This window comes from Thalassomonas sp. RHCl1, from assembly GCF_947387555.1.
In the GTDB taxonomy this organism is placed as follows: Bacteria; Pseudomonadota; Gammaproteobacteria; order Enterobacterales; family Alteromonadaceae; genus Thalassomonas.
This window is the reverse complement of record NZ_CANDNZ010000002.1, coordinates 65,353-92,001: the sequence shown is the minus strand read 5'-3', so window position 1 is coordinate 92,001 and position 26,649 is coordinate 65,353. Positions and strand designations below refer to the sequence as shown.

General features: G+C 52.4%; 22 protein-coding genes. 15 read left to right on the top strand and 7 right to left on the bottom strand.

The window, feature by feature from the left end; genetic code table 11:
- The first annotated feature begins 15 nt into the window (after positions 1 to 15).
- The 5 genes from QL234_RS06510 (at position 16) to QL234_RS06490 (ending at position 7,949) form a co-directional block, all read left to right on the top strand.
- Positions 16 to 783 (top strand): SDR family oxidoreductase, encoded by a 768-nt coding sequence (locus tag QL234_RS06510; RefSeq protein ID WP_281557035.1) that lies wholly within the window; start codon positions 16 to 18, stop codon positions 781 to 783.
- 49 nt (positions 784 to 832) lie between these two features.
- Positions 833 to 2,044 (top strand): acyl-CoA dehydrogenase family protein, encoded by a 1,212-nt coding sequence (locus tag QL234_RS06505; RefSeq protein WP_281557034.1) that lies wholly within the window; start codon positions 833 to 835, stop codon positions 2,042 to 2,044.
- A gap of 112 nt (positions 2,045 to 2,156) precedes the next feature.
- Entirely contained in the window at positions 2,157 to 3,209 is a 1,053-nt protein-coding gene (locus QL234_RS06500) for a phosphotransferase family protein (RefSeq protein ID WP_281557033.1), read from the top strand.
- Between the two features lie 326 nt (positions 3,210 to 3,535).
- Positions 3,536 to 4,924, top strand: coding sequence for a cytochrome c peroxidase (locus QL234_RS06495; protein ID WP_281557032.1), 1,389 nt, complete (start codon positions 3,536 to 3,538; stop codon positions 4,922 to 4,924).
- Between the two features lie 553 nt (positions 4,925 to 5,477).
- Complete coding sequence (locus QL234_RS06490) at positions 5,478 to 7,949, top strand: S8 family serine peptidase (protein ID WP_281557031.1); 2,472 nt, start codon at positions 5,478 to 5,480, stop codon at positions 7,947 to 7,949.
- Positions 7,950 to 7,982: 33 nt separating this feature from the next.
- Here the strand turns inward: QL234_RS06490 and QL234_RS06485 are convergent, their stop codons facing one another.
- Positions 7,983 to 8,267, bottom strand: coding sequence for a hypothetical protein (locus tag QL234_RS06485; RefSeq protein ID WP_281557030.1), 285 nt, complete (start codon positions 8,265 to 8,267; stop codon positions 7,983 to 7,985).
- Between the two features lie 294 nt (positions 8,268 to 8,561).
- Between QL234_RS06485 and QL234_RS06480 the strand changes: the two genes are divergently transcribed.
- Positions 8,562 to 11,072 carry a S8 family serine peptidase gene (locus QL234_RS06480; RefSeq protein ID WP_281557029.1) on the top strand — a complete coding sequence of 837 codons (2,511 nt, stop codon included), beginning with the start codon at positions 8,562 to 8,564 and terminating at the stop codon, positions 11,070 to 11,072.
- Between the two features lie 125 nt (positions 11,073 to 11,197).
- Here QL234_RS06480 and QL234_RS06475 read toward each other — a convergent pair whose 3' ends face one another.
- Positions 11,198 to 11,935: a transporter substrate-binding domain-containing protein gene (locus QL234_RS06475; protein ID WP_281557028.1), complete on the bottom strand. Its 738-nt coding sequence runs from the start codon at positions 11,933 to 11,935 to the stop codon at positions 11,198 to 11,200.
- Positions 11,936 to 12,118: 183 nt separating this feature from the next.
- Positions 12,119 to 12,724, bottom strand: coding sequence for a TetR/AcrR family transcriptional regulator (locus QL234_RS06470; protein ID WP_281557027.1), 606 nt, complete (start codon positions 12,722 to 12,724; stop codon positions 12,119 to 12,121).
- Between the two features lie 293 nt (positions 12,725 to 13,017).
- Here QL234_RS06470 and QL234_RS06465 point away from each other — a divergent pair, with 293 nt between their 5' ends.
- The 9 genes from QL234_RS06465 to QL234_RS06425 all read left to right on the top strand — a co-directional run bounded on the left by QL234_RS06465 (position 13,018) and on the right by QL234_RS06425 (position 23,140).
- Positions 13,018 to 13,872, top strand: a complete 855-nt coding sequence (locus tag QL234_RS06465) for a 3-keto-5-aminohexanoate cleavage protein (RefSeq protein WP_281557026.1) — start codon at positions 13,018 to 13,020, stop codon at positions 13,870 to 13,872.
- 15 nt (positions 13,873 to 13,887) lie between these two features.
- Positions 13,888 to 14,826 (top strand): SDR family oxidoreductase, encoded by a 939-nt coding sequence (locus QL234_RS06460; protein WP_281557025.1) that lies wholly within the window; start codon positions 13,888 to 13,890, stop codon positions 14,824 to 14,826.
- Positions 14,819 to 16,435: an acyl-CoA carboxylase subunit beta gene (locus QL234_RS06455; protein ID WP_281557024.1), complete on the top strand. Its 1,617-nt coding sequence runs from the start codon at positions 14,819 to 14,821 to the stop codon at positions 16,433 to 16,435. Before QL234_RS06460 ends, QL234_RS06455 begins: the two co-directional genes overlap by 8 nt.
- Before the next feature lie 48 nt (positions 16,436 to 16,483).
- A complete protein-coding gene (locus tag QL234_RS06450) occupies positions 16,484 to 17,647 on the top strand; it encodes an acyl-CoA dehydrogenase family protein (protein WP_281557023.1) in 1,164 nt (387 codons plus the stop codon).
- Between the two features lie 4 nt (positions 17,648 to 17,651).
- Positions 17,652 to 18,494 (top strand): enoyl-CoA hydratase/isomerase family protein, encoded by an 843-nt coding sequence (locus QL234_RS06445; protein ID WP_281557022.1) that lies wholly within the window; start codon positions 17,652 to 17,654, stop codon positions 18,492 to 18,494.
- Positions 18,491 to 20,575 carry a biotin carboxylase N-terminal domain-containing protein gene (locus QL234_RS06440; RefSeq protein WP_281557021.1) on the top strand — a complete coding sequence of 695 codons (2,085 nt, stop codon included), beginning with the start codon at positions 18,491 to 18,493 and terminating at the stop codon, positions 20,573 to 20,575. The genes QL234_RS06445 and QL234_RS06440 overlap by 4 nt, the downstream gene beginning before the upstream one ends.
- A 39-nt stretch (positions 20,576 to 20,614) precedes the next feature.
- Positions 20,615 to 21,454 (top strand): NAD(P)-dependent oxidoreductase, encoded by an 840-nt coding sequence (locus QL234_RS06435; protein ID WP_281557020.1) that lies wholly within the window; start codon positions 20,615 to 20,617, stop codon positions 21,452 to 21,454.
- Positions 21,455 to 21,464: 10 nt separating this feature from the next.
- Positions 21,465 to 22,466, top strand: coding sequence for a nitronate monooxygenase family protein (locus tag QL234_RS06430; RefSeq protein ID WP_281557019.1), 1,002 nt, complete (start codon positions 21,465 to 21,467; stop codon positions 22,464 to 22,466).
- Between the two features lie 116 nt (positions 22,467 to 22,582).
- Positions 22,583 to 23,140 (top strand): DUF4442 domain-containing protein, encoded by a 558-nt coding sequence (locus tag QL234_RS06425; protein ID WP_281557018.1) that lies wholly within the window; start codon positions 22,583 to 22,585, stop codon positions 23,138 to 23,140.
- 51 nt (positions 23,141 to 23,191) lie between these two features.
- Here the strand turns inward: QL234_RS06425 and QL234_RS06420 are convergent, their stop codons facing one another.
- The 4 genes from QL234_RS06420 to QL234_RS06405 form a co-directional block, all read right to left on the bottom strand.
- Positions 23,192 to 23,800, bottom strand: coding sequence for a cysteine hydrolase (locus QL234_RS06420; RefSeq protein WP_281557017.1), 609 nt, complete (start codon positions 23,798 to 23,800; stop codon positions 23,192 to 23,194).
- A 105-nt stretch (positions 23,801 to 23,905) separates the two neighbouring features.
- Positions 23,906 to 24,508 (bottom strand): Crp/Fnr family transcriptional regulator, encoded by a 603-nt coding sequence (locus tag QL234_RS06415; RefSeq protein WP_281557016.1) that lies wholly within the window; start codon positions 24,506 to 24,508, stop codon positions 23,906 to 23,908.
- Between the two features lie 43 nt (positions 24,509 to 24,551).
- Positions 24,552 to 25,199, bottom strand: a complete 648-nt coding sequence (locus tag QL234_RS06410; RefSeq protein WP_281557015.1) for a DUF2799 domain-containing protein — start codon at positions 25,197 to 25,199, stop codon at positions 24,552 to 24,554.
- A gap of 162 nt (positions 25,200 to 25,361) precedes the next feature.
- The gene (locus QL234_RS06405) at positions 25,362 to 26,636 is read right to left on the bottom strand and encodes an alanine racemase (protein ID WP_281557014.1); all 1,275 of its coding nucleotides are present in this window, start codon (positions 26,634 to 26,636) and stop codon (positions 25,362 to 25,364) included.
- Between the last annotated feature and the right edge of the window lie 13 nt (positions 26,637 to 26,649).

Genomic DNA, 26,649 nt, shown 5'->3' with positions numbered 1-26,649 from the left:
AAAACGGAGCAAATTATGACCAGCAACACCCTATTTGATTTAACCGGAAAAATCGCCTTAGTCACAGGGGCCAGCCGGGGGATCGGCGAATATATAGCAAAATTACTGGCTCAGTCCGGAGCCCATGTCATCGTCTCCAGCCGTAAACTTGAAGGCTGCCAGCGGGTGGTTGACGACATTATCAGTGAAGGCGGCAGTGCCCAGGCCATTGCCTGCCATATCGGCGATATGGCGCAGATAGAGGAGATCTTTGCGCAAATCAACGAGCAACACGGCACCCTGGATATCTTAGTCAACAATGCCGCCGCCAATCCCTACTTCGGTCATATCCTGGAAACCGACTTAAGCAGTTTTCAAAAAACCGTGGATGTCAATATCCGCGGTTACTTCTTTATGTCCAGCGCCGGGGCGAAACTGATGAAAGAAAAAGGCGGCGCCATCGTCAATGTCGCTTCCGTCAACGGCGTCATTCCCGGGGAAATGCAGGGAGTTTATTCCATCACCAAAGCCGCGGTGATCTCCATGACCCAGGCTTTTGCCAAAGAGTGTGCGCAATTTAACATACGCGTCAATGCCCTGTTGCCCGGTGCTACCGATACCAAATTTGCCGCCACCTTGATCAATAACCCGGCAATCTTAAAGCAGGCCATGGCCCATGTGCCGATGAAACGGGTCGCCCAGCCGCAGGAAATGGCGGGTACCGTGCTTTATTTGGTTTCCGATGCCGCCAGTTACACCACAGGCACCTGCATCAATGTCGACGGCGGCTACCTCATCGGGTAAAAGCGTTAAAGAAGACAGCCGCTAAATGAGGCTAATACAGGAAAAAGTTATGAATTTTGAATACAGTGACAAGGTCAACGGCCTCAGGGCAAAATTAACGGCCTTTATGCAGGAATATATCTTCCCGGCAGAGCAGGAAATGCACCGCCAGATAGCTGAAAACCCCTGGTCGACACCACAGTTAATGGAAACGTTAAAAGCCAGGGCCAAGGCCCAGGGCTTATGGAATTTATTTCTGCCGCTCAGTTATGGCCAATACAGCGGCGGCCTTAGCAACCTCGAATATGCGCCGCTCGCTGAAATCATGGGACAAGTGATGTGGGCGCCGGAAGTATTTAACTGCGCCGCCCCCGATACCGGCAATATGGAAGTGCTGGCGAAATACGGCAGCCAGGCACAAAAACAGCGCTGGTTACAACCTTTGCTGGCGGGAGAAATCCGCTCGGCATTTGCCATGACCGAGCCGGATGTTGCCTCCAGCGACGCCACCAATATCGCCACCAGCATCATACGCGATGACGATGAATACGTCATTAACGGCAAAAAGTTCTATATCAGCGGCGCCTGCCGGCAGCAATGCCAGCTGCTCATTGTCATGGGCAAAACAGATGCAGCCAACCCCAACCGCTATCTCCAGCAATCACAAATACTGGTGCCCAAAGATAGCCCAGGGGTTCATATTGTCCGCCCGATGCAGGTCTTTGGTTACCAGGATGCCCCCGAAGGCCATGCCGAAATTATTTTTGACAATGTCCGGGTACCGGCAGAAAATCTCATTTTAGGAGAAGGCAAAGGGTTCGAAATTGCCCAGGGCCGCCTGGGGCCGGGCAGGATCCACCACTGCATGCGCTCAGTCGGCGCCGCCCAGCGCGCCCTGGAACTGATGTGCAAACGGGTCAATGAAAGGCAGGTATTCGGCCAGCCGTTAGCCAAGCAACAATCGATACGTGAAGATATCGCCAAATCCGCCTGCCAGATAGAACAGGCCAGGTTGCTGACCTTAAAAGCGGCGCAAAAAATGGATCTCGAAGGCAATAAGGCTGCCAAAGATCTCATTGCCATGATCAAAATCATCGCCCCCAATATGGCGCTTGAGGTATTAGATCGCGCCATTCAATGCCATGGCGCCGCCGGGGTCAGTCAGGATACTTTCCTGGCCCATATGTACGCCGGACAACGCAGCTTACGTTTAGCCGATGGTCCGGATCAGGTACATATGATGCAGCTTGGTAGAGAGTTAATAAAACGCTATGCCGAATAATGCATTAAACATAACGCCAAATAGCCCCGGGCAGGGAAATAATTTGTCATTTAATATTGTCAGCAGATAAATTAACTACCCGGTCAGCGAATCATCACAAGGAAATCATCAAATGTCGCAAATAAGTCCCATGGAGCTGGAAAAATTAACCGAATATTTAACCGCCCACGTCACCGGTTTTCAGGGCCCGATACAACTGGAAAAATTCACCGGCGGCCAGTCCAATCCCACCTATAAGGTGACCGCCAAGTCCGGCTGTTATGTCCTGCGCAGCCAGCCCAAAGGTAAATTACTGAAATCGGCCCATGCGGTTGACCGTGAATACCGGGTATTAAACGCCCTTAAAAACAGCCGGGTACCTGTACCCGAGGTTTTTCACTTATGTGAAGACAAAACCCTTATCGGCGCCATGTTCTATTTAATGGAATTTTGCGACGGCCAGGTCTATTGGGATGCAGCCTTAAAGAAAATCGACAGCAACACCGTCAGGACTAAGATGTATGATGCCATGAACCGGGTGTTGGTGGATTTACATCAACTGGATATTCAGACCTGCGGTTTAAGCGATTATGCCAAACCCGGCAATTATTTCCAGCGCCAGTTTACACGCTGGAGCAGCCAATACCGCGCATCTGAACTGCAAAAAAATACCGCCATGGATGAATTAAATCTTTGGCTGGAGGATAACCTGCCCGCAGACGATGGCCGTATCTGTTTGGTACACGGAGATTTTCGCCTGGACAATATGATGTTTCACCAGCAAAAACCAGAAATTATCGCGGTGCTCGACTGGGAGCTGTCAACCTTAGGCCACCCGTTTGCCGATCTGGCCTACCAGTGCATGCAGCTGCGCATGCCTCAGGGGATGGGCACAATTGATGGCTTACAGGGAATCAACCGGGCCAGCCTGGGAATTCCCAGCGAACAAGCCTATGTCGAGTCCTACTGCCGGCGCATGAACCTGGGACAAATAGACAACTGGAGCTTTTATCTGGCCTTTAGTTTCTTCCGTCTGGCAGCCATCGCCCAGGGGATCGCCAAACGCGCAAGCCAGGGGAATGCCTCAAGCAAGGACGCCGCCAAGGCCGGCGCTTTTGTTGAGCCGCTGGCTTTGATGGCGCTGGACATCATCAATAAAGAAAATATCGGTGTCAGCAGCTACTGACCCTGTTTCAAGCTTCAAACATACACAACAGCAGGCAGAGTCATCCGGCGCAGCCTTAAGCTTTTCCTGCTTTTATCATGCCTGGTGGCATCAGCCATTAACAAATAAAGACTTTAACGGTTTGCCCTGTAATCTTTTGTAATGTACAAGCATTGATATCAAAGCTATTACTTCACCTGAGTCATCAAGACTGCTGTCATCTATATCAAATGAGCACACCGGCCCGCGGTTAACGCCAATGTGCTCTCCCTTATAAATTTGTCCTATCTGGCTTTAAACGGACCAATGCTTTTCATTGTTCAATATTTGCAACAACGGAGAATGCAATGATGCTTACCTTATCTAAGATAAAAACGGCTCGCCGTCAGTTAACCTTATTATCCGGCCTGTCCCTTTGTGCTTTAACGGCCTCGGCAACGGAGCTGAATTCCCAGTCACTGGACCAGAAATTACGCATGAAATTAACTCATCATAATATCAGCCAGGTGACGCCGCCACCTCCCCAGTCACCGGCATTAGTGGCCCTGGGTCGAAATCTTTTTTTTGAAAAAGAAATTTCCGGGCGCAGAAACATGTCCTGCTCCACCTGCCACAGCCCTATGCTGGGTTCGGCCGACGGCCAAAGTCAGTCCCGCGGACAAGGGGCGATCGGCCTCGGCCCCGCCAGGCGGCAAAAAGCAGATGAATTTTTCCAGTTCCTGCCCAGAAATACTCCCAGCCTCTGGAACCGGGGAGTTAAGCAGTGGACGACCATGTTCTGGGACGGCCGCCTGGGAGGCACACCTGAAACCGGATTTTTCTCTCCGGCAGGAGCCGATACGCCACAAACCTTCTCCAGCGCCCTGGCGGCTTTCGCCATTATGCCGGTGACACCGGATGAGGAAATGCGCGGCTTTCCCGGGCAATTAGATGTTTTTGGCCAGGTCAATGAAATGAATGAACTGGGCAACGAAGATTTCATTCAAATCTGGGATTTAGTCACCGCCCGGGTCACCAACCATGACGGCTATAATGACTTGCTCGCCGACGCCTTCCCCGACATACCCGAAAGCGAGCTGGATATCAGCCATATCAGCGAGGCGCTCGGCGCTTTTATGACGGATGAATTTACGGCGTTAAACTCCCCCTTTGACCGTTACCTTAAAGGCAATAACAAGGCGCTGTCCAGGCAGGCAAAACGGGGAGCCTTACTTTTTTATGGCCGGGCCAACTGCGTAAAATGCCATAGCGGCGCATTGCAAACCGATCTTGATTTTCATAATATTGCTGCCCCCCAGGTGGGCACAGGCCGGGGAGATGCTGCCCCCCTTGATATCGGCCGGGGCGCCATCACGGAAAATCCGGCGGATAATTTCAAATTCCGTACCCCCTCCCTGCGAAATATCGAACTTGAAGCCCCTTATTTCCATAACGGCGCCTTTGCAAAATTATCCGATGCCGTCAGGCACCACCTGGACCCGCAAGCCAGCCTGGCCAATTATGATGCCTCGCAAATAGAACCTGAACTGGCAGGCATGTTTGTCAACGATGCCGACACAATCAATACCCTGCTCACCACCCGGTCCCCTAAACTCAGCATATCCGGCGCCCCGCTTTCGGAACGTGAAATCAACCAGATCCTGGCGTTTCTATCGGCGCTAACCGATCCGGACTCCCTCAATAAACTCGATATCGTGCCGGATAACCTGCCCAGCGGACTGACCCTGGCCGACTAGCCGTTGCGCAAATCAGCGCTTGTCTTTGTTTAAGGACAAGCGCTTTTCTGTACACCCTTAACAGATAAAAGGCGGCATCATCGCCGCACTCAGCACAGCAATAAGCAAGGGGCACTGGGATCCTCGCTATTATTTTCACTTTTGCTGATTAAAGTCATCCTTCCTGCTTAATTCGCCAAATTTTACAGCGGAAAACCCCAGTAATATAAAATAAAATGACGAAATTAGCTGTTCATTCGTCAAGTTTTTCATCTTTTATTACCATTTATTTCTCGTCAACTTTTTTAATTCGCCAGATTTTTCCTTTATACGGCATTTCTTTCTTAAACCAGAAAGCCGGGTAATAGCGCTTCAACAAGAAAAAAACCATTAGTCTTTAAAAGACAACAAATTACAAAGAAAAAAACTGACTTTGTAGATATTGGCACAAAGCCTGTAAGACCCCAGGCAGGGAAGAGTTTATACCGGTGCAGGAAAACCAACAAAGGACCAATAAGCATTAAAGGACTTATGACGAAATAACAATCCAGATTTAAGTTGTACGGGAGTAGTTATGAAAAAAATAAAACTTGTTGCAGGTATCTCAGGTGCCGCCTGTCTCTGTTTATTGGCAAATTTAACCGGTGATGTGGGTAAAGATGATAGCGCTATAGCCGGCACTAGCAGCTATGCCAAAAATCAAATCCCCTTATCGGACGATTCAGCGCTTTATATCGTGCGGGGTCCCGATATCAACACCAGCCGTAGCGCCGTTTTAAACGTTGGCGGTGAGGTGGTCGAGGAACTGGACATTATCAATGCCATCGGCGCCCGGCTGTCAACCGCAGAGGTAATATCATTATCCTCAATATCCGGTTTAACCCTGATTGCCGATCGCCCGCTATTAACCGCATATTACGATGATGACGATGACGACGATGATGACGACTCTGGCTATGGTTATGTTAACTATGGTGGTTATGGCTATAACAATGACGACGACGATGATGACGACGACGATGACGATGATGATGATGATGATGAAAATTATGGCTATGGCAACAACGGCAATGGCAATGGCAATGGCAATGGCAATGGCAATGGCAATGGCAATGGCAATGGCAAAAATAGTTGCGCCCGCTCCACTGTCAATGAAGCTTTTAGCCAAGCCACTTTTGACAACCATCAGGTGACCGGCTCAGCCATAGGCTGGACCAGCAACTGGAAAGAAGAAGATGATGACAATAATCCAGATAGCGGTCATATCCAGATCAGCGACGGCAAACTGCGTTTTATCGGCGGCTATTCAGGCCAATATGATATCGAACGGGATCTCTATATCGCCAAAAATTTCGCTTATTTATCCTTTGAACTGTCCACCAACAGCCATGTCCAAACGAATCGATACCTGACCATAGAAGTCAAAGATAAAAGAATCGATAAAATATCACTAAAACCGAATATGAAGATCGTCCGCAATTACAGCCTGGCAAACTGGGCCAAAAATAAGGATGTCGAACTTGATTTTGAAATTGACTACGGCCTGAACACCGGGGCTGAAGTACAAATCGATAATATCACCCTGAGTCAAAGCAGTGATAACCCCGGAGCTTATGCCGCCGACATGATTAACGCCCGGGCATTACATGATACCGGCATAGACGGCTCAGGGGTGACTATCGCCTTTGTCGATACCGGGGCTTGGGACAAAAGCACCACCTTTACCAAGGCAGACGGCAGTAACCGTTTATTGGCAGCCTATTCGGTCATCGGCAGTAATAGCAAAGATAAAAACGGCCATGGCACCCATTTAATGAGTGTCGCCACCCAGACCCTGCCGGTGCCTTCCATGTGTGAAGCGGAAAGTTCTCTGTCATCGGGGATTGCCCCGGGAGCGGACCTGGTCTCAATAAAGGCCTTTGATAAAAATGGTGAAGGCACTTATATGTCGGTACTGGCGGCGCTGGACTTAATTCTCCAGGTCAGAGAGCAACATAATATCCGGGTCGTTAACCTCTCTTTCGGTGCTGAGCCCGTTTCCTATTACTGGGATGACCCGGTAAACCAGGCTGTGATGCGCTTATGGGCAGAAGGCTTAGTGGTGGTGACCTCGGCAGGCAATTCCGGCCCGGATCCCATGACCATTACCCTACCCGGCAATATTCCCTACGTGATCACTGTCGGCGCTATGACCGATGCCTTCACCTTAGATAATACCAGCGATGACCGCATCACCCGTTTCTCCGGAGCAGGACCTACGGTGGAAGGCTTTGTCAAACCGGACTTAGTCGCACCGGGGGCCCATATTATCGGCCACACAGATAAAAAAGGTGTGCTCAGCAAAACACTTGATGATTATCAGGATATGCTCAACGACGAATACTTTTTATTTTCCGGCACCTCACAGGCCACCGCCGTGATCAGCGGCGCCGTCGCCCTGATGTTACAGCACAATCCAAGCCTGTCACCGGATGAAGTCAAGTGTAAACTGCTTAGCAGCGCCCGCCCGGCAATGTTAGCCGATAACAGCTACGCCTACAGTCCTTTCAGGCAAGGGTTCGGTTTAGCGGAAATCTATCAGGGAGTGCAGTCGCCAATGCCCGGCTGTAGCGACAGAACCCAGGATATTCTGGATGAATTAGCGGGTATAAAACATTTCACCGGCCCGGTAAGAGCGAATGCAGCAGAGCAATTTTATATCCTTAAACCAAATGGCTCAGTCTGGAATGAAGGCTCAGTGTGGAACGAAGGCTCACTGTGGAACGAAGGCTCACTGTGGAACGAAGGTTCGCTGTGGAACGAAGGCTCGCTGTGGAACGAAGGTTCGCTGTGGAACGAAGGCTCGCTGTGGAACGAAGGCTCCATGTGGAATGAGGGCTCACTGTGGAATGAAGGATCATTATGGAATGAAGGCTCGGTTTGGAACGAAGGTTCAATGTGGAACGAAGGATCAGTGTGGAATGAAGGCAGTATCTGGAATGACAGCTCATTCTGGAATGAAGCACTCGTCCCCATGACCCTGACCGTCGCCCCGGTTCAGGAATAAACAGCAAAAGTCCAGCTCCGTCATAAAAGCCCGTCAAGGCCTTTTTACACAAACGGCAACAGCCGGTGGTAGTAGCACAATAAGCGTACTCCCGCCGGCATTTTCATATCCCGGGCCGCCATAAGCCAAAGCAAAGGTACAGAGAAGTTCAACTTCTTCTCTCACAAGCTTGCCAGTGCAGAAACCTCCGATACCGGCACAGGCTTTTGTGCGCCGTGCACAAACATGCGATACGCCAAAAACACAGTAGTCCCCTAATTTCATTAAAGAAAGAATTAACAAGACATAAAATGGCAAAGCAGAAAAATAATTCGTCAATATTTCTCTTCATTATTTTCCATAGAAATTATCGTCTCGCCATATATTTCATTTGACCGGCTTTTGTTTCCGGCCAAGAAGATTACCAGAGGGCTTTCTCTCAGCCATCAAAAAAAATTAATGCCTATAAAACAAATAGCTACATAACAAAATAAAACTTTGTAAGCTCTTGGCATAAAGCCTGTATTACTCAAGTAAAGGAAAAATTTAGAGAAAAACAGGAAAGCCAAAAGGAGCAACTCATGCAGGGATCAAACAGGTAGCCATCCAGATTTAACTAGTACAGGAGCCGTTATGAAGAAAATAGAACTTGTTACAGGCAGCTCGGCTATCGCCGGTATCTGTTTATTAGCAAGCGCCGTTACCGGTAATGATATCAACAACCAGGCCGTGGTAAGCCGTTCGGATTATAGCGCTAAGCCAGTGGCTACAGCTGACACCCGGGCACTCTATATAGTGCGCAGCCCGGACATCAATACCAGCCGTAAGGCGGTTTCAAGCGTCGGCGGTAACATCACTAAGGAACTAGCCATTATCAATGCTGTCGGCGCCAGGCTGACACAGGCCCAGTTCCAGCTACTGGCGGCCTGGCCTGACATCTCCGTGTTTGCCGACCGTCCGCTGATCACCGCAGCCGATGATGATGATGACAGCAGTAACTACAACTCTCGCGATTTTAGCAACCTGTTCAACTTCGGCAACCTGATGGACTACCTGAACAACTACGACAATAACGGCTCACATACAGGAGGCGGCACTGACAATACCTCGGATACAGGTACAGACAACACCAGTGGCTCCCTGCCGACGGGGGATAACAGCAGCTGCGAGCGCTCTGTCGTAAACGAGGACTTTGCCCAGGATTCATTCAGCGGCCAGCAAATTTCAGGCGCTGCCATCGGCTGGACCAGCGACTGGCGAGAGAATGAAAACTATAGTGGTGATGACGACGATGAGGACGATGAAGACAACGAAAGCTACGTTAACGGCGCCACCAGCGGCCATATCCAGATTTCCGGCGGTAAGCTGCGTTTCATCGGCGGCCATTCAGGCAAATATGATATTGAACGCAACCTCCATATCTCCAGAGATTTTGCTCATCTATCATTTGAGCTGTCCACCAATGGCAACACCCAGACAGGCCAACCCCTGACCATAAAAGCCGAAAACGGCCTGCTTGATAGCATATCCTTAGAGCCGAATATGAAAATTATCCGCAATTACAGCCTGGCGAACTGGAACAATGATAATGACATCAAAATTGATTTTGAAATCGAGGATGGTTTAAATCAGGGGGCAGAAGTCCAGATAGACAACCTGGTCCTGAGCCAAAGCAGCGATAACCCCGGGGCTTATGCCGCCGATACCATCAATGCCCGCCCCCTGCACGACTCAGGCATAGACGGCAGTGGCGTCACCATAGCTTTTGTCGATACCGGCGCCTGGCTCGGCAGTTCAACCTTTACCAAAGCCAACGGCAACAACCGCTTATTGGCCAACTATAGCGTGCTCGGCAGCAATACCAATGACGGTAACGGCCATGGCACCCATTTAATGAGTATCGCCACCCAGACCCTGCCGGTGCCTTCCCGCTGCAGTGAGGCCAGCAACCTGCCGACAGGCATTGCCCCGGGCGCCGACCTGGTGTCAATAAAAGCCTTTGATAAAGACGGTAACGGCACCTATATGTCGGTGCTCGAAGCACTGAATTTAATTTTACAGGTTAAGGAAGAGCATAATATCCGGGTGGTCAACCTGTCATTCGGGGCCGAGCCGGTCTCCTACTACTGGAACGATCCCGTCAACCAGGCCGTGATGCGCCTGTGGGCGGAAGGTGTGGTCGTGGTCACCTCTGCCGGCAACTCGGGTCCAGATCCCATGTCCATCACCCTGCCCGGCAATATTCCCTATGTGATCACGGTCGGCGCCATGACCAACAGCTTTACCTTAGGGGATCCCAGTGATGACCGCATGACCCAGTTTTCCGGTGCCGGACCTACGGTAGAAGGTTTTATCAAACCCGACCTGGTGGCTCCCGGTGCCCATCTGATCGGCCATACCAATAAATACGGCGAACTGAGCATGGCGTTGTCAGATTATCAGGACATGATAAACGATGAATACTTCCTGTTTTCCGGCACCTCGCAGGCTACGGCCGTGATCAGCGGCGCCGTGGCCTTGATGCTGCAGGATAACCCCACCCTGACGCCTGATGAAGTCAAATGCCGGCTGCTCGCCACCGCCCGCCCGGCGATGCTGGAAGACGGCAGTTATGCCTACAGCCCGTTCCGCCAGGGATTCGGCCTGGCCGACATCGACCAGGGGCTCCAGGTTGAAACGCCGGAATGCGCCGACAGAACCCAGGATATTCTGGATGAATTGCAAGACATCAAACACTTCACCGGGCCGGTAAGAAGCACTGCAACCGATGAATTCTATATCCTTAATCCCAACGGCACCATCTGGAACGAAGGTTCTATGTGGAACGAAGGCTCGATGTGGAATGAAGCTTCTATCTGGAACGAAGGCTCTATGTGGAACGAAGGCTCTATGTGGAACGAAGGTTCTATGTGGAATGAAGGTTCGATGTGGAACGAAGGTTCTATGTGGAATGAAGGTTCGATGTGGAACGAAGGTTCTATGTGGAATGAAGCCTCTATCTGGAACGAAGGCTCGATGTGGAATGAAGGCTCCATGTGGAATGAGGGTTCTATTTGGAACGACAGCTCCATGTGGGGTGAAGCTTCTTTCTGGGAAGAGACTTATGTCCCGGTGAGTTTAATGGTCGCCCCGGTTCAGGAATAAGCCGCAAATTCAACTAGTGTTCCCTCCTGGTGCTTGGGCCCTTTCAGGGCCCTTTTTTATTTCTTCGACTGCGGTGACAACAAGACCTTTCCTTTAGTAAGAGAAGGGGTCAAACCCGCTCCCTGTTATTGTAACACCCTGTCGGCAATGGCTTGCACGCTGCCACTGGCCTTTAATTTTTTCAGTTCAACATTGATGTCTTTAATGATACCGACGAGTCTTTCAGTTTTGGCAAATTGAAACTGCAGTGGCGCCGAGCCGACAATACGCTGGGAAAACTCAAACCGGTTTTGCAGTTTCGGCGACGACTTGATCAGCCACATCGCCACTTGCTTGTTCATGACCGCAGTACGGTTCACCCCTTCCACCAGCCGCACCAGGGTACTGAGCATATCGTATTCCGTGGAAAAGTCCTGCCGGTAAAGAATTCCCTGATCAAACAGGGGTTGCAGATCCGGATAACTGTACCCCAGGTGGGTAATGATATGCGCCCCGGCCAGCTTTTTATCCGGATCAAACCCCGGCCAGGCGTCTTTATGGTAAACCAGGACATCTTCAAGCTGGGTTATCGCTTCGCTCCACAGGTAATCGCCCGGATTGCTCACCCAAAGCGCAGATTCCATCCGGGCATCTATCTGATAGCGATTCAGCATATCTACCGAGCGTTTTTCCGGCATATAGACGTATTTCAGGCTGAGCCCCAGCTTTTCCGCCGCCAGCTGCAACGGCTCGATCAGGATCCCCCGGGGTTTATTGTCGCTAACGATAATAAAGGGGGCATAACCTTCCTGAGGCAGGCCAATGGAGAGGAATTTCTCCGCCAGAGCAAAGGAAGAAAAACTCAGCATAAACAGCAAAAACAAACAACAACTTGGGCTTGGCGCCCAGCATAGCGCTTTAACAGGAGTGTTCTTTGACTTTAAGGCATACCCTCTCATCTTGAATCTCTGCGCGTATAAAACAAACAGTCAATTCAATAACAAGTTTAGCCGACAAGCCCCTCGCCCGAAGAAGAATTCGTAAAAAGAGAGATGATACTCGGCGCTTTAGTCGCGGGTAAAGGTCGCCATCAGCTTAGCGGCCAGCTGCTCCAGCGAGATATCCCCGCCCACCTTAAACCAGTTGGTGGTTTCGATCAGGGCGCCGCGGATAAAACCACGCAGATACAGGGCTTCGACATTCACTTTTCCCTGCTGATAAGCCAGGGTCAAAATCTCGCGCCACAGGTTTTCATAATAATCCCGCAGTTTTAAAATTTGCTGCTGGTTGCCCCCGGACAAGGCGCGCCACTCTGACACCAGCAAGCTGAAGCCGACAAACTGCTCGCCGTGAATGGCCTTAAGTTCGAGTAAGATCAAGTGCTGCAGCTTTTCCATCACATCTTCGGTGGATGCCAGCGCCGTCACCATATCCGTCAACACCCGCAATATGGTATCGGACATGATCGCCAGCAAAATTTCTTCTTTATTTTTAAAGTGATGGAAAATGCTGCCGCTTTGAATGCCCACTTCGGCGGCAATATCCCGCACCGTAGTTTTGGCATAGCCCTTCTCTTTAAACAAACGGGCGGATGCCTGCTGCAAACGTCCTTTGGCGGAGCCTAAATCTGTCAACGGCCCCAATTCATTCAGCTGTGCTAATTCTTGATTCATCTTCATCCGTACTTATTACTCGGTGCTGTGTAGACCGGGAAAACCTATGTTTCACCTGATCTGCCGCTATCCCTGTTGCTACTGCGCTGTTGGCTGTAAGCCCCCCAGGTCAAGCTGGCCAGTTCAAGCTGCCGAAGCTATTTTATAGCAAAATCAGCCAGTAGCGCCATCGGGGATTTTTTCATACTAGCAAATCAGGGATTGCAAACCAAGCGCTTGCTTGGTATTGTTGATAAAAAATACAAATCCGGTTAATGAAAAACCGTTAACCGGGCATGAAAGAGGATAGTTTCATGAACAACAAAGCGGTCATTACCTGCGCCCTCACCGGCGTACTTACCGATCCGAAACAGCACCCGGTACCGGTCACGGTTACCGAAATGGCGCAATCAGCCAAAGAGGCCTATGATGCCGGCGCCAGTATCCTGCATATCCATTTTCGCGACCAGCGCCCCGGCAAAGGCCACCTGCCGTGCTGGGAGCCGGAAGTGATTGTCGCCATCAGCGATGCCATTCGCGAATGCTGTCCCGGGGTGATTTTAAATTACACCACAGGCACAGTGACCCGGGATCAAGCAGGTCCCATCGCCTGCATCCGGGCAGGCAAGCCGGAAATCGCCGCCTGCAATGCCGGCAGTCTCAATTACCTTAAAGCCAGATCCGACGGCAGCTGGGCCTGGCCCCCCATGCTCTTTCAAAACCCGGTAGAAAAAATCGAAGAATTACTTCAGGTGATGAAAGAAACCGCTACCCGCGCGGAATTTGAATGTTTCGACTTAGGCATAGTGCGCTCCGTCGGCATGTTCCAGCAGGTGGGCATGGTGGACAAACTCGATTACAACTTTGTGATGGGGGTCGCCTCCGGCATGCCGGCCGACGCCGAGCTTTTGCCTATTTTGCTCAAATACATCAAGCCAAACTCCTCCTGGCAAACCACTATCATCGGCCGCCAGGAAATCTGGCCGGTACACCAGACAACCGCCGAGCTGGGCGGCCACCTGCGCACCGGCCTTGAAGATACCTTTTACCTGCCAAACGGCGAGCGCGCCGGCGGCAACGGCCAGCTGATTGAAGCCCTGGTTGAAATCGCCGAGCAGGCCGGGCGCAGCATCGCCAGCCCGGAAGAAGCCCGTGCGCTTGTTTTGTAAGCGGTAGGAAAAACCATGCATTACCAGTCAATTTTCAAAAACGGCAGTTTCGCAGGAAAAACCGTTATCGTTACCGGCGGCGGCTCAGGCATCGGCCGCTGCACCGCCCATGAGCTGGCCAGTCTGGGGGCCAAAGTGATCCTGATCGGCCGCAGCCGGGGAAAACTCGATACCGTACTGGCAGAATTGCACCAGGACGGTTTTCAGGGTTTTGCCTATGCTCTGGATATCCGCGACGAGCAGGCCGTAACAGAGACAGTACGGCAAATTGTCAGGGAGCTTGGCCAGGTCCACGCCCTGGTCAACAATGCCGGCGGCCAGTTTCCTTCACCGCTGGAGCATATCAGCGCCAAAGGCTTTAAAGCCGTGCTCGATACTAACCTCACCGGCGGCTTTTTGCTGGCGCGGGAGCTGTTTAAAACCTGCTTTAAAGCCGGCGGCGGGGTGATCGTCAATATCACCGCAGATTTTCACAACGGCATGCCGCTGATGGCCCATTCCGGGGCTGCCCGCGCCGGGATGGCCAACCTGACCCAAAGCGCCGCCTGGGAATGGGGACCCTTTGGTGTGCGCACCAACAATGTCGCCCCCGGCTGGGTCGCCTCCAGCGGCCTGGACAGTTACGATGAAAGGTTCCAGCAAAAACTGCGGCAAATTCGCCGGCAGGTGCCGCTTAAACGCCTGGCAACAGAAGCCGAAATCAGCGCCGCCATTTGTTTTTTGCTCAGCGACGCTGCCGCCTTTATCAACGGCATTACCTTAAAAGTTGACGGCGGCGCATCCCTCGCCTCCCCCGCGGCCATAGCGCCTTTGCCGGAACAACAACCAGTTAAGGCTCAACAGGCCGCTTTTAACGGCTTCCACCGCGCGGTGTCCCCTCAATGTCTTGAAGAAAAAAGCCTTGAAGATACGGCCCCGAAAGATGAATTAACGGAACAACAGCACCATGACTAAGCTCACCTCCTATATCAACCCCCAGGGCCAGGATTTTCAGGCCAACCGCGAGCAGATGCTGGCCCAGCTCAAGCAGGTACGGGATATCAAAGCTTTCTGTATTTCGGCCGAAAACGAGAAACAGGGCCGCTACCACAAAAAGCACATGTTATTGCCCCGCGAGCGGCTGCAGCATTTAGTCGATGCCGGTGCGCCTTTTATCGAGCTCAGCTCCCTTGCCGGTTATAAAATGGATGACGATAAAGACGGCAGCGGCGCAGGCGGCGGCTGTATTGCCGGTATCGGCTATGTCAGCGGCGTGCGCTGCCTGGTGAAAGTGGATAATTACGCCGTTAAAGGCGGCACGGTTTCCGTCTCCGGCATGGAGAAAAACCTGCGCCTGCAGCAAATTGCCATCGAAAACAAACTGCCCTTTATCACCCTGGCGCAAAGCGGCGGCGCCAACCTGGCCTATGCCACAAAAATCTTTGCCCCCGGCGGGCGCAGCTTTGCCAACCAGGCGCGTATGTCGGCACTTGGCATACCGCAGATAACCGTGGTCCACGGCAGCGCTACCGCAGGCGGTGCTTACCAGCCGGGACTTTCCGATTATGTCATCATGGTGAAAAAGCAAGCCAGCATGTATCTGGCCGGGCCGCCGCTGTTAAAAGCCGCCACGGGGGAAATCGCCACCGAAGAAGCCCTTGGCGGGGCCGAGATGCATATCAGAGAACCCGGCAGCGGCGAGTACCTGGCGGACAATGACCGCGACGCCATCGCCCTGGCGCGGGACATCCTGGCGATGACAGGACAAAGTTTCCATAAAAATACATCTCAGGCAAAAGCGGCCTACCCTGAACCAGCTTTTTCAGCGGACGAACTGATGGGCATCATCCCGGCGCAAACCAAAACCCCTTATGACGCCAGGGAAGTCATTGCCCGGCTCGCTGACGGCTCCGAGTACCTGGAATTTAAATCAGACTGGGACCAGCAAACCTTATGCGGCCATATCAAGCTCGGCGGTCTGCCCTGCGGCGTGATTGCCAATAACGGCCCGATCACCGCCAAAGGGGCAAACAAAGCGGCGCAGTTTATCCAGCTGTGCCAGCAGGGGCGGATCCCTTTGCTGTTTTTGCACAACACCACAGGGTTTATGGTGGGCACTGAGGCCGAGCAAAGCGGCATCATCAAACACGGCTCAAAAATGATCCAGGCGGTGGCCAATGCCAGCGTACCGAAAATCAGTATCGTGGTCGGCGGCTCCTACGGCGCGGGCAATTATGCCATGTGCGGCCGGGGCTTTGATCCCAGGTTTATTTTTGCCTGGCCCAACAGCAAAACCTCGGTCATGGGCGGCGAGCAGGCGGGCAAGGTGTTAAGAATTGTCACCGAGGCAAAAATGCAGGCGGCCGGACAAGTCGATACTGCCAAACTGGACCAGCTCGAGCAGGGCACCTGCGCCATGATAGAGCAAGGCGCCGGGGCCGTGGCCTGCAGCGCCCGCCTCTGGGATGACGGCATTATCGACCCCAGGCATACCCGGGCCCTGCTGATCGAACTGTTTGACATTTGTCATCAGGCGGATCAGCAAACTCTGGCGCAGAACCATTTTGGCGTAGCCCGCTTCTAACACTCACGACAGTACCTTTAAGAACGAATATCACTTACGGACAATATTATGATTTTTACAAACGAGCACTTGGCATTACAACGTACGGTACAGCAATTCGTCCAGCAGGAGATCAACCCCTATATCGACGAATGGGAAGCAGAAGGACAATTTCCCACCCATAAGATCTTTAAAAAAATGGGCGATCTCGGCCTGCTCGGCATCAACAAGCCGGTAGAATACGGCGGCCTAGGCCTGGATTACAGCTATGCGATAATCCTGGCAGAAGAAATTGGCGGCGCCCATTGCGGCGGCGTGCCTTTATCGGTAACGGTACAAACGGATATGGCCACCCCTGCCCTGGCCAGCTTCGGCAGCGATGAACTGCGCCGGGAATTTCTCGCCCCCAGCATCAGCGGCGATATGGTGTCCTGTATTGCCGTATCCGAACCCGGTGCCGGCTCTGATGTGGCGGCGATCACCACCACAGCAAAAAAAGACGGCGACGATTATATTATCAACGGCGCAAAAATGTGGATCACCAATGCCACCCAGGCGGATTATTTCTGTCTGTTGGCCAATACCAGTGAAGGCCAGTTCCACAGCAACAAATCTTTGATCATAGTGCCGTCGAATTTACCCGGGGTTTCTGTCGGGGAAAAAATCAAGAAAATCGGCATGCGCTGCTCCGACACCGCCCCGGTATTTTTTGACAATGTCCGGGTGCCGCAGCGCTACCGTATCGGCGAAGAAGGCAAAGGTTTTACCTACCAGATGCAGCAATTCCAGCTCGAGCGCCTGGCAGGTGCAGCCCTGTGTATTAAAGGCATGGAAAACTGCGTGCAAAGCACCATAGATTACACCCGCGATCGCCAGGCTTTCGGCCAGCCGCTGATCAACAACCAGCAGATCCACTTTGCCATGGCCCATGCACAAACCGATATCGAGGCATTACGCTCGTTAATCTACCGCGCCACCGAAGAACTGGTGCAGGGGAAAGATGTTACTAAACTGGCGTCCATGGCCAAGCTGCTCGGCGGTAAAATCTGCCGTACCCTGCCCGATACCTGTTTGCAGTTCTGGGGCGGTATGGGCTTTGTTGAAGAGTCCATCATTAACCGCCTGTACCGCGACTACCGCCTGACCGCCATCGCCGGCGGCGCCGAAGAAGTTATGCTCGGCATCATCTGCAAAATGATGAATATCCTGCCGACGCCGGTAAAAAGGGGTTAATGCCGTGAAACTGCCAAGTTTTAACCACCTGGCGTGCCGGTTTGCCTCCGGGGTCCTGTCTGTCACTTTATTGCGGCCAGAGGTGAACAACGCCATGAACCTGGCCATGGTCGAGGAGCTGATCCAGATGCTCACTGTAGCCAACGATGCGCAAGAGGTGCGTGCCATCGTCTTTAGCGGAGCAGGAAACAACTTTTGCGCCGGCGGCGATATCAAAGACATGGCACAGGCACAAAAACACTACCAGGCGGGACAGCAGGATGCCTATTACCACTTCAACCGCCTGTTCGGGCAACTGCTGACTTTGACCGAGCAAAGCCCGAAAGTGATTATTGCCCTGGTAGACGGTTATGCCCTGGGGGGCGGTTTTGGCCTGGTGTGCGTGTGCGATTATGTTATTGCCACTCAAAAGGCACACTTCGCCCTGCCGGAAACTACCCTGGGTTTGCCGCCGGCGCAAATCGCCCCTTTTGTCGTCAAACGCCTGGGATTAACCGCTACCCGTGAGCTTGCCCTGTTTGCCGGTACTTTAGAAGGTGAAAACGCCCATGCCATAGGTTTAGTCAATACCCTGGTAGATGACGCCGACCAGGGCAAACAGGTGCTGGAGTATAAACTGAAACAGCTGATGCGCTGCGCCCCCGAGGCAACCGCGATTACCAAGGCCCTGTTGCTCAATAAAGAGGGCTTGCCACAGGAAGCTCTGTTAGATTTGGCAGCAACGCAGTTTTCCGGGCAGTTCACCGCAGCCAGGGCCGAAGCCCTCGAAGGCACCCAAGCCTTTATGGAAAAACGACCGCCAAGGTGGGCACAGTCCGCACAGGAAGTTGAACAGGAGCCAGTATGAGCAACATTCCCTTAAACAACAGCTTTAACAAAATATTGATCGCCAACCGGGGCGAGATTGCCGTGCGCATCATCAATACTGCCAAGGCCCAGGGTTATCAGACGGTGGCGGTATTTAGCGACGCCGACAGCAACAGTCCCCATGTGTCGCTGGCAGACTGTGCCGTGCATATCGGCGCCGCCAATGTCAGCGAAAGCTACCTGGATATAGATAAAATCATCAAGGCCGCCAAGCAAACCGGCGCCGAAGCCATTCACCCGGGATACGGCCTGTTGTCAGAAAACGCCGCCTTTGCCCGCGCCTGCCAGGAGCACAACCTGGTGTTCATCGGGCCGCACAGCGACACCATCGAGCTGATGGGGGATAAACAGCAAGCCAAACAGGCCATGCTCGCCGCCGACATTCCCTGCATTCCCGGCTATCAGGGCACAGGACAGAGCAATGAGGTTTTACGGGCCGAGGCGGAAAAGATCGGCTTCCCGCTAATGATCAAAGCCGCCGCCGGTGGCGGCGGCAAAGGCATGCGCCTGGCCCATGGCCTGGACGATATCGACACCCTGTTTAACAGCGCCCGCAGTGAAGCGCTGGCAAGCTTTGCCAGCGAGCAACTGATTTTAGAGCGCGCCATGGTCAATGCCCGCCATATCGAAATACAGGTTGTCCGCGATCGGCAAGGCAATGCCCTGCACCTGGGCGAGCGCGACTGCTCGATGCAAAGGCGCCACCAGAAAGTGATTGAAGAAGCCCCCGGCATCAATATCAGCAACGAACTCAGAGAAAAAATGGGCCGGGCGGCAATCAAGGTCGCCCACAGCTGCGATTACCTGGGGGTAGGCACGGTGGAATTCCTGCTGATGCAAACACCGCAGGAAGAAGTCTTTTATTTCCTGGAAATGAATACCCGCTTGCAGGTGGAGCACCCGGTTACGGAAATGATCACCGGCATCGATCTGGTGAAATGGCAAATCGATATTGCACGCGGCACCCCCCTGCCGTTCACCCAGGAGCAAGTTAGTTTTAACGGCCATGCCATGGAAGCCAGGCTATACAGCGAAGATCCCGCTTTGGATTTTATGCCGCAAAGCGGCCGGATAAGCTTATGGCAAAACCCGCAAACACAAGCTCAGGATAACAATATCCGCTGCGATCATATGCTCAGCCAGGTTGCGGAGATCAGCCGTTATTATGACCCTATGCTGGCAAAAATCATCGTCTGGGGCGAAGACAGGGAGCAGGCCCGCAGGCGCCTGATCCAGGCCCTGCACCAGACCCAGCTGCACGGCATCAGGCACAATAAAAACTTTTTGCTCGAACTTATCCAAACCCCGGCCTTTAGCGGCCAGGACAGCGAAAACCTGTTCCACACCCGCTTTATCGACGATAACCTGAGCACACTGAAAAGCTGCAGCCAAACACCGCTTAGTACTGAGCAATGGGCACTGGCGGCGCTACTGAATTATCTTTTGCAGGGAAAAACACAGCAATTATCCCGGGTAAACCAGGCCATGGCCCTGCCGCTGAGCAAACACCTGTTATTAAGCTGCGATAGCGCGCCGCAGGCGCAGCGCCGGCAAAACATCACAATCACCCCTACAGCTGACGGCCAGGACACGGACCATATCGGCCGCTTCCGGGTAAAGCTGGAGCAAGAAAGCCTGGAGGTCACAGCCATAACATTGGCGACAAACCGGCTGATCTGCCAGATAAACGGCCTGAGACAACAGTATTATTTCAGCCGTCACCAACAGCAGCTGACCATCAGCGGGCAAAGCCAGGATTTTTCTATCACGGATCTTAGCTATGCCGGCCGTCAACACGGCGCTGGTGCAGCAGCAGACGGCGTAAAGGGCGGCCAGCATTTTGCCCCCATGAACGGCACTGTGGTGTCGGTAGAAAAGTCCGCCGGGGATATTATCAGGCAGGGAGAGGTCTTATTCACCATAGAAGCCATGAAAATGGAATTACCGGTAAAAGCCAACTGCAGCGGCACCCTCAGCCACTTAAACCTGGAAAAGGATCAGCAGGTAGCCAGCGGGCAACTGCTGGCCACCATTTTAGCTGAAGATGAAATTGCAGAATAACCCACTAAGTTGACGTTTTTAAAAGTAAGGAAGAGAAAAATGACACAAGCAAAGCCGTTAGAAAACAAAACCATCATCATCACCGGCGGCAGCCGCGGTATCGGCCGGGAAATCGCCCTTAAGGCCGCCGCCGACGGCGCCAATATCGTTATCGCCTCCAAGTCAGATACCCCGCATGATAAGCTGCCCGGCACTATCCACAGCGTTGCCGAAGAAGTGATTGCGGCAGGCGGTAAGGCGCTGGCAATCAAGGTCGATGTCCGCGACGAGCAAAGCATTTATGGCATGGTCGAGCAAACCGTCGGCACCTTTGGCGGCATAGACGCCTTGATCAACAATGCCGGCGCCATTCACCTCAGAGGCATAGAAGAAACCCCAATCAAACGTTTTGATCTCATGCACGCCATCAACGAACGTGCGGTATTGCTGTGCACCCAGGCCGCCCTGCCGCACCTGAAAAAATCGGAAAACGGCCATATCATCAGCATGTCACCGCCGATCAGTTTGAAAAAGCAATGGCTCAAGCCGCATATCGCCTACACAGTCACCAAATACGGCATGAGCCTTTTGACCATGGGCATGGCGGAAGAACTAAGAGAGCATAACATTGCCGTTAATTCCCTGTGGCCGAAAACCGCTATTGCCACCGCCGCGGTGGAATATGCCATAGACGCGAAAATTTTGCCTATGTCCCGTACCCCGGCGATTATGGCCGATGCCGCCTATGAGATCCTCACCAGCAAGAACCTGGCAATGACAGGCCAGACCCTGATCGACGAAGACGTATTAAGGGCGGGTGGCCAGACGGAATTTGACCACTACAAGGTAGATCCCAACTGCGACCGCCTGTTCCCGGATTTATTCGTCGATTTAGACTAAGGAGCCTGTGATGTCGGATAGCAAAACCCTAACCGGGCCGTCGGCTGCCAGTAAGGCATTGGTGGATCAGCTGAGCCTGCCGGTAATTTGTGCCCCTATGTTCCTGGTTTCAGACATGAAGCTGGTGCTTGCCGCCTGTGGGCAAGGCATAGTGGGCACCTTCCCGGCGCTGAACGAGCGTACCAGCGATCATTTCGCCTCCTGGCTGCATACCCTGGAGCAGAAACTGGCCAAACTCAGGGAGCAGCAGGACTATGTTGCCCCCTACGGCATCAACCTGGTGGTGCATAAATCCAACCCCCGCTGGCAGGCGGATCTGGAGCACTGCGTCAATGCCAAAGTGCCGCTGGTGATCTCCTCCCTCGGTGCGGCGCGGGAAGTGGTGGATGCGGTGCACAGCTACGGCGGTCTGGTCTATCACGACGTTGCCAGCAGCTACCACGCCAAAAAAGCCATAGACGCAGGCGTTGACGGCGTTATTGCCGTCTCACAGGGGGCCGGCGGCCATGCCGGTACCATCAACCCCTTTGCCCTGGTGGGAGAAATCCGCGAGTTTTACCAGGGCACCTTGTTGCTCGGCGGCAGTTTAAGCCGGGGAGACGATATCCTCGCCGCCCAGGCCATGGGGGCGGATCTCGCCTATCTCGGCACCCGCTTTATCAACTGCCAGGAGTCCAATGCCGAAGCCGGTTACCAGCAGATGCTCATTGATGCCGGTGCCCACGACATTATCCATACCCCGGCAGTTTCCGGGGTTCCGGCAAACTTTATGCGCCAGAGCCTGGAGCAGGCAGGCTTTGATATGTCGGCCCTGTCTAAACCCGGGGAAATCAACTACGGTGAAAAACTCATTCCGGAAAACGAAGAAGCAAGAGCCTGGAAAACCGTATGGTCTGCCGGACAGGGGGTCAGTACTATCCATGACAGCCCATCCATGGCCGAGCTGGTGCAAAGGCTAAAGGATGAATACCAAAACGCCAAAAGCAAGTTAGCCGAAAAAACTAAGTTTTAACAGGCGTAAAACCGGGGCCGGTTCAGCAAAGACCGGCCTGTTTTTCTTGCTTTCCGGCGATAACCACATCCCCGGAGGCAGGTAAATTTCACCCAAGAGTTACCGAGGAAACACACATGAGCGCTCACTTTGCCAAGCCGCCAGTAACGGATAAACCGGTCCAAACCATCAAAGCCAACAGTACGGCAAAACTGGTTAACCGCCTGGCAAGGCTACCCGCCCCCTTTAACCACAAACTGCTCTCGTTTGTGGTTGGCTTTAAAGTGCCCTATGTCAGCACCACAGGTGTCAAGATTAAACATTTAGACCACCAGCGGGCAGATTTTTTCATCAAGAACAAGCGTAAATCCCGCAACCACCTGGGCGGGGTACATGCTGTGGCCGCCGCCCTGTTGGCAGAGTCTGCCACCGGGCTGCTGATAGCCATGAATGTCCCCGACACCAGCGTGGCGGTGATCAAAACCATGACCTTTAACTTTGCCAAACGCCAGCAAGGCGATATGCGCGCCGAGGCCAGCCTGACCCCCGAACAAATTGCCGATATCCAGGGCAGCGAAAAAGGCGAAACCCTGGTCAAGGTAGCACTGACCGACGGTACCGGCCGGGAGCCGATTATCTGTGAAATGCTCTGGGCCTGGGTGCCGAAAAAACGCCCGCAAAGCCCAAGTGAATAATACTCCAAAAACAGGTGAAACAGCCCGGTTCCACCTGGCAAATTTTTACTGCTAACTTATGTCTGCGGTTTTTATGCCTTTGCCGAAATGGTGCAGAATTTGTGTTTCAAAATAATCCTGCTGCTGTACGTTAAAAGCGGCTGTCGCATCGGTCACCACACAGATGTTATAACCGATATCATGCCCCTGGCGTAAGGTCGACTCCACACAAACATGACTGGCAAATCCCGCCAGGTACAAGGTATCGATATGATTATTGCGCAGCACACTGTCTAACATGCTGCCGGCAAAGGCACTGGCGCCGGTGCGCTCATTGATCACTATCTCTCCCGGCTGCGGTATAAAATCGCCATGGATATCCGCCATTTCCTGCTGCCAGGTTTGCGCCTTAGGGATAGCTGCCCTTAAACCATATTCTGCCTGCCCCAAAACCCGGTAGTCGGCATCCGGACGCAAGCAAACATGAATAATCATCGCATCCGACTCCCGGCCTTTTTGCAGCAAGGTTTTGCCCTTGGCTATTGCCGAGACAAAAGCAATTTCATCTTCAATCAGCATTTGCCGTAACTTGCCCTGCCCGCTCAGCCATTCATTTTGAAATTCAATAAAAATCAGCGCCGTCTTGGCATTTAGCGGATAACTTATCGTATTTTCATTCATATGCACGCCTTAAGATAAAACTCAGTCGCTATAGAATAATGACAGCCCCGGGACTTGCCTTAACTTATGTTAAGAAAGCAAATAAAAAGAGAGTTAAGCTTTACCTTAGATTTCAGCGGAAGTTAAGGCTAACTTTTTTCTGATGCGGGACAAGGTAACATCTGTCATGCCCAGATAATTGGCAATAAGATACAGGGGGAGTTGGCTGCTAAGCACGGGATGATCCTTTAAGAATTTAACGTATCTGGCCTCGGCATCAAGATTGAGCCAGGCATATTCTCGCTGCACTTTTTCATCCAGCACCCGCTCCAACAAGCTCATTAAGACCGACTGGCCCCATGGGCTGGATTCAAGTAACTGGCGCACCTTGGCATAATCCGCCTGATAACAGCTGACCGCTGTCAGGGCTTCAATAAAGAAATTAGCCGGCTGCTTGATGGCCACCGGGGCACAGGGAGCCATGATTTGCTGCGCGCCGAAAAAACCTTTGCTGTGCTCCCGTCCCCTGGGGTCAAGATAATAAAGGCGAAAGATGCCTTGGTGAATCACAGTAAAGCTTTGCCAGCGCTGCCCGCTTTCAAGGTAGGTGGCACCTTTTACTAACCTTTTATGGCGAAAGCAGGCAATCAGGCTTTCATCAACAGCAAAAGCCTGATTGCCATAGGCTGACAGGCAAGAAAGCACAAAATCCTTTTGCGTTAACCTCATAGAAGCTGCTTCGATAAGCCGTTAAGCCCGGGCTGATAACAAGTTAATAAGCGGCCACTTGGTATTTATTGAGCTTAGCTTCGTATTCCACTAACCGGGCTTCATAAATATGCTCCAGCTCATGAATATCCGCCGAGACCGCTTCGAGCTCGGCGGTTAATTCTTTTACCCGCTCCAGGGCATCGGCCCGCTGCTCGGATGTGGATTCATCGGCAAGGATCACCGCTTCTTTTTTGGTAATTTTTTTCTGTAACTTCTTCTCCAGTTTCAGGGCGCTGTTGATATCGGATTGCACCATATCCAGCACTTCCTTCGCCTGATAGACAATTTGGCCGTTTTTGAAACCTGTTAAAAAACCTTGCTCCTGAGGACCGCGACAGACACCGTGATATTCATCCCCGCTCATCGCCAGCTGATAGCCGCGCGAAGCAACACAATAATCTTTTAATCCGGCTTTACGTCCGGCGCTATATGCTGTGATATCCGGCGAAACCCCGGCGTCGGCACAGGCCTTACGGTGCTTGCCGATATAAGAGGCTGCCTTGCCGTCGCTGCCGTCTTCTAAGCCTATGGTATACCAGTCGGCCACCAGGCATTCTTCCTTGCTCATGGTCGCGCAGCCGAATAACAGGCTGCTCAGCCCCGCTAATAATACCGGTTTGAAAAACAAGCGGGATGAAAAATTCGCCATAAGAGTAGACTCCAATACTTTAAAATTGCCGTACAAACACACCAGTAGCAATGCTGCGCTATCTTGTGCCTGCCGGATAAACTCACTAACGCTAATATAAAGAAAACAGGCAGTTAAATCTAGCGATCTAACTGCCTGAAACTGCTTTACTTATAAAGTAAGCTAAGCCTGCTGCAATATTGGCCAGTTACCCTGCAGGCGGCCATCCCGCAAGGTTTTCAGCTGCCCAAATTGCAGAAAAACCGCTTCACTTTGCGCCGGACGCAAAAACACATGGTCGTCGACAAACAGATTAACCTTGTCTGAGCCGTTGACGATTTGCTGATTGGTGCTTTGCCCGTATAGGGTGTTGTCCTGCAAGCCCTGCGGTGATTCATAATCCGCCTGCCAGTTGCCACCGTAGATAAAAAAGGTTTGCTGCATGTTTTTATCCCACATCGAAAACAGATCCCGGGCAAACTCTGCCGACGGCAGCCGGGTGCCGGCCATTTTTTTCAGTACCGGTGTGGCGATATAAGCCGCCGGTTTAAACTGCGCCAGGGTCGGTACATCAAAGCTCGTGGGTTTTACCAGGCAGGAGCCGGCAGAGAGTTCATTGGCAACGCTCTTTTCTTTGTGCAGCGCCAGGGTCGGGCTACCGGCGCCGTTAAAACAAAGGCGATCGGACTTAAGATCGGGAAAGTTATGATATAAAAAGTTGATACTGGCCTGATAAAACTGCTGGGATTCCTCAAAAGCCGCTTGCTGCGATTTCAGCACCCCCGGCACTTTCACCACATGGGCGTCGTAACCCATAAAACCGGCAAATATCAGGTGTTCGCCGTTTTCCTTGATCTGGGTCAGCAGCTTGTTCAGCTCGCCAAGCGACTGTACCCCGCCGCGGTGCAAACCGACATCCAGCTCGATATTGATACGCATTTTCACCGACAGCTGTTTCGCCAGCGCCAGGTACTGGCTTAACCTGTGTTCACTGTCGATCAGCCACTGCAGCTGGCGTTGGGGGTTAAAAGCCGGGTTTTCCCCCTGCAGCTGGTAGAAACGCTGTGCCGCTTTTACCGGCATAGGTTTGCCCAGCAACAAATCGCTGTCGGGATAATCCCGGGCGATTTGGCTTAAAAACGGCTGGTGGAACACCATCAATTTATTGGTACCCGACTTTTCCATGATATAGCCGAGCAGCTGTGGGCTGGGCAAGGACTTAGCGACAATACGAAAGTCTTTCTCGGGATTCAGGGTAGCCTTTAATACCTGAATATTTTCGTCCAGGGCGTCAAGGTCTACCAGCATACTCGGTACATAACTGCCGTCGCGTTTCAGGCTGCGGTTGAGCTGGTCAAAATAAGGGGTGTAGGCATCCCCATTATCCTCCGGCCTGAAAGTTAACGCGCCTGCCACCCCTGCGGCAGCCCCGGCCAATAAAAATTGACGTCTGTTCATTTATCTCTCCTGA